This window comes from Pseudomonas sp. AC255, assembly GCF_979258175.1.
Map to the genome: position 1 here is coordinate 1111229 of NZ_OZ409841.1, position 12165 is coordinate 1123393.

Consider the following 12165-nt stretch of genomic DNA (forward strand, 5'->3'; position numbering starts at 1 on the left):
TTAAATCCTCTAAAACTTGAAAAAGGCTGTAGCCGCGGATATTGCGCCGCGGTGTTTACGATTCGGTGTGGCCGCTGATGCGCTGGCCCCAGTGGCGGGCGGTCTCGCCCAGCTGTTGTTCGTCCATGCGGGTCAGGCGCCGGTCGTCGAGCAGTTGCTTGCCGGCAACCCACAGGTGTTTCACGCAATCACGCCCGGTCGCATAGATCAGCTGCGACACCGGGTCATACACCGGTTGCTGCGCCAGGCCGGACAGGTCGAAAGCGACGATGTCTGCGGCTTTGCCGATCTCCAGCGATCCGACCTGCGCCTCGATCCCCAGCGCACGGGCGCCATTGAGGGTGGCCATGCGCAAGGCGCGATGAGCGTCCAGCGCCGTGGCAGAACCGGCCACGGCTTTGGCCAGCAGGGCGGCGGTGCGGGTTTCGCCGAGCAGATCCAGATCATTGTTGCTCGCCGCGCCATCGGTGCCGACGGCGACGTTCACCCCAGCCTGCCACAAACGTTCGACCGGGCAGAAGCCGCTGGCCAGTTTGAGGTTGGATTCCGGGCAGTGGATCACGCTGCTGTTGCTTTCTACCAGCAGCGCGAGGTCTTCATCGCTGATCTGGGTCATGTGCACCGCCTGGAAGCGCGGGCCGAGCAGGCCAAGGCGACCCAGGCGCGCCAGTGGCCGTTCGCCGGTCTGCTCGACGGCCTGCTGCACTTCGAATGCGGTTTCATGCACATGCATGTGGATCGAGGCGTCAAGCTCCTCGGCGATCACCCTGATTTTCTCCAGGTTCTCATCACCAACGGTGTAGGGTGCGTGAGGGCCGAAAGTAATCTTGATGCGTTCGTGATGCTTGAGATCCCCGAACAATTCGACGCCCTGACGAATGGCTTCGTCGGCACTGCTGGCGCCGGGGATCGGGAAATCGAGGATCGGAATGGCGATCTGCGCGCGGATACCGCTGTTGTGTACGCGCTCGCTGGCGACTTTCGGGAAGAAATACATGTCAGAGAAGCAGGTGATGCCGCCCTTGATCTGCTCGGCGATGGCCAGATCGGTGCCGTCGCGGACGAAATCCTCATCGACCCATTTGCCTTCGGCCGGCCAGATGTGGTTTTCCAGCCAGGTCATCAGCGGCAGATCGTCAGCCAGGCCACGGAACAGTGTCATCGCCGCGTGGCCGTGGGCATTGATCAGTCCCGGCGCCAACAGAACATCCGGCAGTTCACGGATTTCTGTCGCGTTACACTTCAACGCTTCGGCGCGCGGGCCGATAAACACGATGCAACCGTCACGGATGCCCAGGCCGTGCTCCTTGAGCACCACGCCTGCGGGTTCGACGGGGACCAGCCAGGTCGGCAGCAATAACAGGTCGAGCGCAATGGCAGGTTTCGGCATCGAGGGTCGGTTCCAGTGCTTTTGTAAAGGATGGCGAAGTATACCCGAGCGTCTTCGCGGGGGGATCGCTATAATCGGCGGCTTTTGTTCATGAGTGCGGGGTGTGGGATGCGCGATCGACTGTTGGCTGCGGAGAAAGTAAAGGCCATCGATTGGCGTGATGGCGCGCTGCACCTGCTGGATCAGCGTATTTTGCCGTTCGAGGAAAACTGGATCGCCTACACCAGCGCCGCCGGCGTGGCCGAAGCGATTCGCTCGATGGTCGTGCGTGGCGCACCGGCCATCGGCATCAGTGCGGCTTATGGCATCGTCCTCGCGGCGCGGGCGCGGATTGCCGAGGGCGGCGACTGGTACGCGGCGCTGGAAGAGGATTTCGCGCTGTTGGCAGATTCGCGTCCGACCGCGGTCAATCTGTTCTGGGCGCTGGGCCGCATGCACGATCGCCTGGATCGCCTGAAAAGCAACGCCGATCCGCTGGCGGCGCTGGAAGCCGAAGCTATCGCCATTCATGAAAGCGACCGCGAGGCCAACCTGACCATGGCGCAGCTTGGCGTCGATCTGATTCGCAAACATCAAGGCAACGCTCAAGCCATCCTTACCCACTGCAACACCGGCGCGCTGGCCACCGGCGGGTTCGGTACTGCGCTGGGGGTGATCCGCGCTGCTTATATAGAAGGCATGGTCGAGCGCGTTTACGCCGACGAAACCCGGCCGTGGCTGCAAGGCTCGCGCCTGACCGCGTGGGAACTGGCCAACGAAGGCATCCCAGTGACCCTGAACGCCGACTCCGCCGCCGCGCACATCATGAAAACCAAAGGCGTGACCTGGGTGATCGTCGGCGCCGACCGCATCACCGCCAATGGCGACGTGGCGAACAAGATCGGCACCTATCAACTGGCAGTCAATGCCATGCACCACGGCGTGCGCTTCATGGTGGTGGCGCCGAGTTCGACCATCGACATGAACCTCGCCAGCGGCGATGACATCCCGATCGAAGAGCGTGATGGCGCCGAACTGCTTGAAGTTGGCGGTAAACGCGTCGGTGCCGATGTTGAAGCGTTCAACCCGGTGTTTGATGTCACCCCGGCGGATCTGATCGATGCGATCGTCACCGAGAAAGGCATCGTCGAGCGCCCGGACACCGCGAAAATGGCCCTGCTGATGTGTCGCAAGCGCCTGCATTGAAGGACTATTGCGTCTGAGCGGACCCCATCGCTGGCAAGCCAGCTCTCACAGGTTTTGTGCCCGGCATTGAACCTGTGGGAGCTGGCTTGCCAGCGATGAGGGCCTGAATGTCAATAAACAACTGTAAATCTGCCCCAGATTTCACATTCAAAGAAGCTCAGAGCTTCTGTCGTCCCCCTCAAGCCTGTCATCGGTCAACTAACTATGCTCCATGCGCATCTGGGGGATAGGTGCGTGGCGGCCTTTGTGATAACATCCGGCGTTTTCCGAGGCGGCTCCACGGAGCTGTCTTTACTGCGCAAATCCGCGATCCAATGTTGATTTGTCGTAAGTCGGCGCATGGCACTCGGCCGGCCCCGACGAGCTTCGTTGCTCCCACATGGATATGACGAAGTTTCACCAGAAAAAGGAATCAGGCTTCTCATGGGCGAACTGGCCAAAGAAATCCTCCCGGTCAATATCGAAGACGAGCTGAAACAGTCCTACCTCGACTACGCAATGAGCGTGATCGTCGGCCGTGCACTGCCGGATGCGCGCGATGGCCTCAAGCCCGTGCACCGTCGCGTACTGTTCGCGATGAGCGAGCTGGGCAACGACTACAACAAGCCGTACAAGAAATCTGCCCGTGTCGTCGGCGACGTGATCGGTAAGTATCACCCGCACGGTGACACTGCCGTATACGACACCATCGTTCGTATGGCCCAGCCTTTCTCCCTGCGCTACCTGCTGGTCGACGGCCAGGGCAACTTCGGGTCGGTCGACGGCGACAACGCTGCGGCCATGCGATACACCGAAGTGCGCATGACCAAGCTGGCGCACGAGCTGCTGGCTGACCTGCACAAGGAAACCGTAGACTGGGTGCCGAACTACGACGGCACCGAACTGATCCCGGCGGTCATGCCGACCCGCGTACCGAACCTGCTGGTCAACGGTTCCAGCGGTATCGCCGTGGGCATGGCGACCAACATTCCGCCGCACAACCTCGGTGAAGTCATCGACGGTTGCCTGGCCCTCATCGACAATCCCGAGCTGACCGTCGATGAGCTGATGCAATACATTCCCGGTCCGGACTTCCCGACGGCCGCGATCATCAACGGTCGTGCCGGCATCATCGAAGCCTACCGCACCGGTCGCGGGCGCATTTACATGCGTGCCCGCTCGATCATCGAAGACATCGACAAGGTCGGTGGCCGTCAGCAGATCGTTATCACCGAGCTGCCTTACCAGCTGAACAAGGCGCGTCTGATCGAGAAGATCGCCGAGCTGGTCAAAGAGAAGAAGCTCGAGGGCATCACCGAGCTGCGCGACGAGTCCGACAAGGACGGTATGCGTGTCGTGATCGAGCTGCGTCGCGGCGAAGTGCCTGAGGTAATCCTCAACAACCTCTACGCCCAGACCCAGCTGCAATCGGTGTTCGGTATCAACATCGTCGCGCTGATCGACGGCCGCCCACGCATCCTCAACCTCAAGGATCTGCTGGAAGCCTTCGTCCGTCACCGTCGCGAAGTGGTTACCCGTCGTACCGTGTTCGAACTGCGCAAGGCGCGCGAGCGTGGGCACATTCTCGAAGGCCAGGCCGTTGCCCTGTCGAACATCGACCCGGTGATCGCCCTGATCAAGGCGTCGCCAACGCCGTCGGAAGCCAAGGAAGCGCTGATCAGCACGCCTTGGGAATCCTCGGCTGTGGTGGCGATGGTTGAACGCGCCGGTGCCGATTCGTGCCGTCCGGAAAACCTCGATCCGCAATACGGTCTGCGCGAAGGCAAGTACTTCCTCTCGCCAGAACAGGCCCAGGCGATTCTGGAATTGCGCCTGCACCGCCTGACCGGTCTGGAGCATGAGAAGCTGCTGGCCGAGTACCAGGAGATCCTCAACCAGATCGGCGAGCTGATCCGCATCCTCAACAGCGCCGTGCGCCTGATGGAAGTGATCCGCGAAGAACTGGAAGTGATCCGCGCCGAATACGGCGACGTGCGTCGCACCGAAATTCTCGATGCCCGTCTCGACCTGACCCTGGGTGACATGATCCCGGAAGAAGAGCGCGTCGTGACCATCTCCCACGGTGGCTACGCCAAAACCCAGCCGCTGGCTGCGTATCAGGCTCAGCGTCGTGGCGGCAAAGGCAAATCGGCTACCGGCGTCAAGGACGAGGACTACATCGCTCACCTGCTGGTTGCCAACAGCCACACCACGCTGCTGCTGTTCTCCAGCAAGGGCAAGGTGTACTGGCTCAAGACCTACGAAATTCCGGAAGCATCCCGCGCGGCCCGTGGTCGTCCGCTGGTCAACCTGTTGCCGCTGGATGATGGTGAATACATCACCACCATGCTGCCGGTCGAGGAATACACCGAAGGTCACTACATCTTCATGGCCACCGCCAACGGCACCGTGAAGAAGACCCCGCTGGAATCCTTCAGCCGTCAGCGCAGCGTCGGTCTGATCGCGCTGGAGCTGGACGAAGGCGACGTGCTGATCTCTGCGGCCATCACCGATGGCGAGCGCGAAGTGATGCTGTTCTCCGACGGCGGCAAGGTCACCCGTTTCAAAGAGTCCGACGTGCGTGCCATGGGCCGTACCGCTCGCGGCGTACGCGGCATGCGTCTGCCGGAAGGGCAGAAGCTGATTTCCATGCTGATCCCGGAAGAAGGCAGCCAGATCCTCACCGCTTCCGAGCGTGGTTATGGCAAGCGCACCGCGATCACCGAGTTCCCTGAGTACAAGCGTGGCGGTCAGGGCGTGATCGCCATGGTCAGCAACGAGCGTAACGGCCGTCTGGTCGGTGCAGTGCAGGTGCTCGACGGCGAAGAAATCATGCTGATCTCCGATCAGGGCACCCTGGTGCGTACCCGTGTCGGCGAAGTGTCGAGCCTGGGCCGTAATACTCAGGGCGTGACGCTGATCAAGCTGGCCAAGGATGAAACCCTGGTCGGCCTGGAGCGGGTTCAGGAGCCTTCGGAAATCGAAGGCGAAGAGCTCGAAGGTGAAGAGGGCGAGGAAATCGCAGGCAGCGTCGGTATCGACGAGGCCGCAGACGACCAGCAACTCGACGCCGCAGCAGACGAAGAACCGCAGGAATAAGCGGACAAACGAGGGGGCGGATGAGAATTCGCCCCCTTGTTATTTGTCCGGTATGAATTTTCGACATCATGGAGATCCCCTGTGGGAGCGAGCCTGCTCGCGAAAGCAGGCGCTGCGGTACCTCTGAAGCACCGCGGTGATGCATTCGCGAGCAGGCTCGCTCCCACAGGGCCATGTTGATCGGTAGTGTGATTTATTGCGTGATACCACCAAATCAGAGCGAGATTGGATGTGAGCAAGCGAGCCTATAACTTCTGCGCCGGTCCGGCGGCGCTGCCTGAAGCTGTCCTGCAGCGCGCCCAGGGTGAACTCCTTGATTGGCACGGCAAGGGTCTGTCGGTCATGGAAATGAGCCATCGCAGCGATGAGTTCGTGTCCATCGCCACCCAGGCCGAGCAGGATCTGCGTGACCTGCTGAATATCCCGTCGAACTACAAAGTGCTGTTTCTGCAGGGCGGCGCCAGTCAGCAGTTTGCGCAGATCCCGCTGAACCTGTTGCCTGAAGGCGGCTCGGCCGACTACATCGACACCGGTATCTGGTCGCAGAAAGCCATCGAAGAAGCCTCGCGCTATGGCCACGTCAACGTGGCTGCCACTGCCAAGCCTTACGACTATTTCGCCATCCCAGGCCAGAACGAGTGGAATCTGTCGAAAGATGCCGCGTACGTTCACTACGCGCCGAACGAAACCATCGGTGGTCTGGAATTCCAGTGGATCCCGCAAACCGGTGACGTGCCACTGGTTGCCGACATGTCTTCCGACATCCTCTCGCGCCCGGTCGATATTTCGCGTTTCGGCATGATCTACGCCGGCGCGCAGAAGAACATCGGCCCGAGCGGCATCGTCGTCAACATCATCCGCGAAGACTTGCTCGGCAAGGCCCGCTCGCTGTGCCCGACCATGCTCAACTACAAGGTCGCGGCCGATAACGGCTCGATGTACAACACCCCGCCGACGCTGGCCTGGTACCTGTCCGGTCTGGTGTTCCAATGGCTGAAAGAGCAGGGCGGCGTCGAAGCGATCGCCAGGCTCAACGACGTCAAGCAGCGCACCCTGTACGACTTCATCGACGCCAGTGGCCTCTACAGCAACCCGATCAACAAGTCGGATCGCTCGTGGATGAACGTACCGTTCCGTCTGGCTGATGATCGTCTGGACAAGCCGTTCCTCGCCGGTGCCGACGAGCGCGGCCTGCTCAATCTCAAGGGCCACCGCTCGGTGGGCGGCATGCGCGCCTCCATCTACAACGCCGTCGACATCACCGCGGTCAACGCGCTGGTGGCGTACATGGCGGAATTCGAGAAGGAACACGGCTGATGTCCGAGCAAGAACTCAAGGCACTGCGCGTTCGCATCGACGCTCTGGACACCAAAGTCCTCGAGCTGATCAGTGAGCGTGCGCGTTGCGCCCAGGAAGTCGCCCGCGTGAAGATGGCCTCGCTGGCCGAAGGCGAAGTGCCGGTGTTCTATCGTCCCGAGCGCGAAGCTCAGGTGCTCAAGCGTGTGATGGAGCGCAATCAGGGGCCGCTGGGCAACGAAGAAATGGCGCGGCTGTTCCGCGAAATCATGTCGTCGTGCCTGGCGCTGGAGCAGCCGCTGAAAGTGGCGTATCTCGGCCCTGAAGGTACGTTCACCCAAGCGGCAGCGATGAAACACTTCGGCCACGCTGTGATCAGCAAGCCGATGGCGGCAATCGACGAAGTGTTCCGCGAAGTCGCCGCCGGTGCGGTGAATTTCGGCGTGGTGCCGGTGGAAAACTCCACCGAAGGCGCGGTCAACCACACGCTGGACAGCTTCCTCGAGCACGACATGGTGATCTGTGGCGAAGTCGAGCTGCGCATCCACCATCATCTGCTGGTCGGCGAAAACACCAAGACCGACAGCATCAGTCGCATCTATTCCCACGCGCAGTCGCTGGCCCAGTGCCGCAAGTGGCTGGACGCGCATTACCCGAATGTCGAACGCGTCGCGGTGTCGAGCAACGCCGAAGCGGCCAAACGGGTCAAGGGTGAGTGGAATTCGGCAGCGATCGCTGGCGACATGGCGGCAGGGCTGTATGGCCTGACGCGTCTGGCCGAGAAGATCGAAGATCGCCCGGACAACTCGACCCGCTTCCTGATGATCGGTAACCAGGAAGTGCCGCCGACCGGCGACGACAAGACCTCGATCATCGTGTCGATGAGCAACAAGCCCGGCGCGCTCCATGAGCTGCTGGTGCCGTTCCACGACAATGGCATCGACCTGACCCGCATCGAAACCCGTCCGTCGCGCAGCGGCAAATGGACCTACGTGTTCTTCATCGACTTTGTCGGCCACCACCGTGATCCGTTGATCAAAGGTGTGCTGGAAAAGATCAGTCAGGAAGCAGTAGCACTCAAAGTGCTGGGTTCCTACCCGAAAGCAGTTCTCTAAGGGGCGGTAGCAAATGAGTGGCAACTTCCTCGCTCTGGCACAGCCGGGCGTGCAACAACTTTCGCCGTACGTTCCGGGCAAGCCTGTGGACGAACTGGCGCGCGAGCTGGATCTGGATTCGGCAAAAATCGTCAAACTGGCGAGCAACGAAAACCCATTGGGCGCCAGCCCGAAGGCATTGGCGGCGATCCGCGAAGAGCTGGCCGAGCTGACCCGCTACCCGGACGGCAATGGTTTCGCCCTGAAGTCTCTGCTTGCCGAGCAGTGCCGTGTCGAGCTGAATCAGGTCACGCTGGGCAACGGCTCCAACGACATTCTTGAGCTGGTCGCCCGTGCCTATCTGGCGCCGGGCCTGAACGCGGTATTCAGCGAACATGCATTCGCTGTGTATCCGATTGCTACCCAAGCTGTCGGTGCGCAGGCCAAAGTCGTTCCAGCCAAAGACTGGGGCCATGACCTGCCGGCGATGCTTGCGGCCATCGATGCCAACACCCGCGTGGTGTTCATCGCCAACCCGAACAACCCGACCGGTACCTGGTTCGGCGCCGAAGCGCTGGACGAATTCCTGCAGGACGTTCCCGAGCATGTGCTGGTAGTCCTCGACGAGGCTTACATCGAGTACGCCGAAGGCAGCGATTTGCCGGACGGTCTCGACTTCCTCGCGGCGTACCCGAACCTGCTGGTGTCGCGCACCTTCTCCAAGGCCTATGGTCTGGCCGCGCTGCGCGTCGGTTATGGCTTGTCGACGCCTGTGGTGGCAGACGTGCTGAACCGCGTTCGCCAGCCGTTCAATGTCAACAGCCTCGCCTTGGCGGCGGCCTGTGCGGCATTGAAAGATGATGAATATCTGGCGCAAAGCCGTCAGCTCAACGAAGCCGGCATGCAGCAGTTGCAGGCGGGTTTCCGTGAGCTGGGACTGAGCTGGATCGAGTCCAAAGGCAACTTCATCTGTGTCGATCTCGGCCAGGTCGCGGCGCCGATTTTCCAGGGCTTGCTGCGCGAAGGCGTGATCGTGCGTCCGGTGGCCAATTACGGCATGCCGAACCACCTGCGGGTGACCATCGGTCTGCCGGCCGAAAACAGCCGTTTCCTCGAGGCGCTGCGCAAGGTTCTGGCTCGTGGGTGATGTCACTGCGCTGCAACCTGTTGCACCTATGATCGGTCGCCTTGTGGTGGTCGGTCTGGGGTTGATCGGTGGTTCGTTTGCCAAGGGTCTGCGTGAAAGCGGCCTGTGCCGTGAGGTGGTCGGTGTTGATCTCGACCCGCAATCGCGCAAGCTCGCGGTCGAATTGGGTGTGGTTGATCGCTGCGAAGACGATTTGGCGACGGCTTGCGTCGGTGCTGATGTGATTCAGCTGGCGGTGCCGATTCTGGCTATGGAAAAGCTGCTTGCGCGTCTGGCTGTCATGGATCTGGGGCAGGCGATTCTTACGGATGTCGGCAGCGCCAAAGGCAACGTGGTGCGCGCGGCGACCGAGGCGTTCGGCGGCATGCCGGCGCGTTTCGTGCCGGGGCACCCGATTGCCGGTTCCGAGCAGAGCGGGGTGGAAGCCTCGAATGCCGAGCTGTTCCGCCGGCACAAGGTGATCCTGACGCCGCTCGAGCAGACCGATCCTGCCGCACTGGCGCTGGTCGATCGCCTCTGGCGTGAACTGGGTGCCGATGTCGAGCACATGCAGGTCGAGCGTCACGACGAAGTGCTGGCCGCGACCAGCCATCTGCCGCACCTGCTGGCCTTCGGTCTGGTCGATTCGTTGGCCAAGCGCAATGAAAATCTGGAGATCTTCCGTTACGCTGCCGGAGGTTTTCGCGATTTCACAAGAATCGCAGGAAGCGACCCGGTGATGTGGCACGACATCTTCCTCGCCAACCGCGAGGCTGTCCTGCGCACACTCGATACATTTCGCAGCGACCTCGACGCCTTGCGCGACGCGGTCGATGCAGGGGATGGGCACCAATTGTTGGGCGTTTTCACGCGCGCCCGGGTTGCCCGCGAGCATTTCAGTAAAATCCTGGCCCGCAGGGCCTATGTGGACGCTATGAATTCCAACGATCTGATCTTCCTGGCTCAACCTGGTGGCCGCCTGTCCGGTCGGATTCGCGTACCGGGCGACAAATCGATTTCCCACCGTTCGATCATGCTCGGCTCGCTGGCCGAAGGCGTCACCGAAGTCGAAGGCTTCCTTGAGGGCGAAGACGCCCTGGCGACCTTGCAGGCGTTTCGCGACATGGGCGTGGTCATCGAAGGCCCGCACCACGGCCGCGTTACCATCCACGGTGTCGGCCTGCACGGCCTGAAACCTGCGCCGGGCCCGATCTATCTGGGCAACTCTGGCACCTCGATGCGTCTGCTCTCTGGCCTGCTGGCGGCGCAGAACTTCGACAGCACCTTGACCGGCGACGCTTCGCTGTCCAAGCGTCCGATGAATCGCGTGGCTAATCCTCTGCGAGAAATGGGCGCCGTGATCGAAACCGCTGCCGAAGGTCGTCCACCGATGACCATTCGCGGTGGCCACAAGCTCAAGGGCTTGACCTACACCATGCCGATGGCCAGTGCCCAGGTGAAATCCTGCCTGCTGCTTGCCGGTCTCTATGCTGAAGGCAAGACCACGGTGACCGAGCCTGCACCGACCCGCGACCACACCGAGCGCATGCTGCGCGGCTTCGGCTACCCGGTCAGCGTCGACGGCGCCACGGCTTCGGTCGAGTCCGGCGGCAAGCTCACCGCGACTCACATCGAAGTGCCGGGCGATATCTCGTCGTCGGCGTTTTTCCTGGTCGCGGCCTCGATCGCCGAGGGTTCCGAGCTGGTGCTCGAGCACGTTGGCATCAACCCGACCCGTACTGGCGTGATCGATATCCTGCGACTGATGGGCGCCGATATCACTCTGGAAAACCAGCGTGAAGTGGGCGGCGAGCCAGTGGCTGACTTGCGCGTGCGGGCAGCTAAACTCAAAGGTATCGAGATTCCGGAGGAACTGGTGCCGCTGGCCATCGACGAATTCCCGGTCCTGTTCATCGCTGCTGCATGCGCCGAAGGGCGGACCGTGCTGACCGGCGCCGAAGAGCTGCGAGTCAAGGAATCCGACCGGATTCAGGTCATGGCGGACGGCTTGCTGGCGCTGGGCGTCAAGTGCGAACCGACCCCGGACGGCATCATCATCGACGGCGGCCAGATCGGCGGCGGTGAAGTGCACGGTCACGGCGACCACCGTATCGCCATGGCCTTCAGCGTTGCCTCGTTGCGCGCTACCGCACCGATCCGCATCCATGATTGCGCCAACGTCGCGACCTCGTTCCCCAACTTCCTCGCGCTGTGCGGGCAAGTCGGCATTCGTGTGGCACAAGAGGCTCAGTCGTGAAAAACATTGCACCGGTCATCACCATCGATGGGCCAAGCGGCTCCGGCAAAGGCACGGTCGCCGGGATTCTGGCCAAGCGTCTGGGCTGGAACCTGCTGGATTCCGGTGCGCTTTATCGCTTGCTCGCGTTTGCTGCGCATAACCATGGCGTCGACCTGACCAATGAAGAGCTGCTGAAGACATTGGCCGCTCATCTGGATGTGCAGTTCATCGCCGCGACCGAAGGTCAGCTGCAGCGGATCATTCTCGAAGGCGACGAAGTCAGCGATGTCATTCGCACCGAAAGCGTCGGTTCCGGGGCCTCGCAAGTGGCTGCGCTGCCCGCCGTACGCGAGGCGCTGCTGCAGCGCCAGCGTGCGTTTCAGGAAGCGCCGGGTCTGGTGGCGGACGGTCGCGACATGGGCACGGTGGTATTTCCGGGTGCACCGCTGAAGATTTTCCTCACCGCCAGTGCCGAGGAGCGGGCGCGCCGTCGATATTTGCAGTTGAAGGGCAAAGTCGAGGGTGTTAGTCTGTCGAGTCTGCTAGATGAGATCCGTGCACGCGATGAGCGTGACACCCAGCGCGCAGTAGCCCCGCTCAAGCCGGCGGCCGACGCGATTCAGCTGGATTCAACGGAGCTTTCCATCGATCAGGTGCTTGAACGCATCATGAGCGAGATCGCCATTCGCGATATCGCCGGGTGACCAAGAAGGTCGCAGGGGACCAGTCATAGTCCTGCGGTGCTTCTTTTAAATGA

General features: G+C 61.6%; 8 protein-coding genes. 7 read left to right on the plus strand and 1 reads right to left on the minus strand.

What is annotated here, in order from left to right:
• Window positions 1-55 precede the first annotated feature (55 nt).
• Window positions 56-1390 carry a TRZ/ATZ family hydrolase gene (locus tag ACZZ0K_RS05235; RefSeq protein ID WP_252884653.1) on the minus strand — a complete coding sequence of 445 codons (1335 nt, stop codon included), beginning with the start codon at window positions 1388-1390 and terminating at the stop codon, window positions 56-58.
• Window positions 1391-1498: 108 nt separating this feature from the next.
• Here ACZZ0K_RS05235 and mtnA point away from each other — a divergent pair, with 108 nt between their 5' ends.
• The 7 genes from mtnA to cmk all read left to right on the plus strand — a co-directional run bounded on the left by mtnA (window position 1499) and on the right by cmk (window position 12112).
• Window positions 1499-2575 (plus strand): S-methyl-5-thioribose-1-phosphate isomerase, encoded by a 1077-nt coding sequence (gene mtnA / locus ACZZ0K_RS05240; protein ID WP_041478272.1) that lies wholly within the window; start codon window positions 1499-1501, stop codon window positions 2573-2575.
• A gap of 423 nt (window positions 2576-2998) precedes the next feature.
• A complete protein-coding gene (gene gyrA, locus ACZZ0K_RS05245; RefSeq protein ID WP_056788344.1) occupies window positions 2999-5653 on the plus strand; it encodes a DNA gyrase subunit A in 2655 nt (884 codons plus the stop codon).
• Window positions 5654-5884: 231 nt separating this feature from the next.
• Complete coding sequence (gene serC, locus ACZZ0K_RS05250; RefSeq protein ID WP_039760041.1) at window positions 5885-6970, plus strand: 3-phosphoserine/phosphohydroxythreonine transaminase; 1086 nt, start codon at window positions 5885-5887, stop codon at window positions 6968-6970.
• Entirely contained in the window at window positions 6970-8064 is a 1095-nt protein-coding gene (pheA, locus tag ACZZ0K_RS05255) for a prephenate dehydratase (protein ID WP_016770924.1), read from the plus strand. Before serC ends, pheA begins: the two co-directional genes overlap by 1 nt.
• 13 nt (window positions 8065-8077) lie before the next feature.
• Entirely contained in the window at window positions 8078-9190 is a 1113-nt protein-coding gene (gene hisC / locus ACZZ0K_RS05260; protein WP_463559002.1) for a histidinol-phosphate transaminase, read from the plus strand.
• 28 nt (window positions 9191-9218) lie between these two features.
• Window positions 9219-11426 (plus strand): bifunctional prephenate dehydrogenase/3-phosphoshikimate 1-carboxyvinyltransferase, encoded by a 2208-nt coding sequence (locus tag ACZZ0K_RS05265; RefSeq protein WP_258707043.1) that lies wholly within the window; start codon window positions 9219-9221, stop codon window positions 11424-11426.
• Entirely contained in the window at window positions 11423-12112 is a 690-nt protein-coding gene (gene cmk / locus ACZZ0K_RS05270) for a (d)CMP kinase (protein WP_056788351.1), read from the plus strand. Before ACZZ0K_RS05265 ends, cmk begins: the two co-directional genes overlap by 4 nt.
• The last annotated feature ends 53 nt before the right edge of the window (window positions 12113-12165 follow it).

Excerpts from the sequence above, each read along its gene's own strand:
- ACZZ0K_RS05235 (WP_252884653.1), bottom strand. The coding sequence starts at position 1,390 with ATGCCGAAACCTGCCATTGCGCTCGACCTGTTATTGCTGCCGACCTGG.
- mtnA (WP_041478272.1), top strand. The coding sequence starts at position 1,499 with ATGCGCGATCGACTGTTGGCTGCGGAGAAAGTAAAGGCCATCGATTGG.
- gyrA (WP_056788344.1), top strand. The coding sequence starts at position 2,999 with ATGGGCGAACTGGCCAAAGAAATCCTCCCGGTCAATATCGAAGACGAG.
- pheA (WP_016770924.1), top strand. The coding sequence starts at position 6,970 with ATGTCCGAGCAAGAACTCAAGGCACTGCGCGTTCGCATCGACGCTCTG.
- hisC (WP_463559002.1), top strand. The coding sequence starts at position 8,078 with ATGAGTGGCAACTTCCTCGCTCTGGCACAGCCGGGCGTGCAACAACTT.
- ACZZ0K_RS05265 (WP_258707043.1), top strand. The coding sequence starts at position 9,219 with ATGATCGGTCGCCTTGTGGTGGTCGGTCTGGGGTTGATCGGTGGTTCG.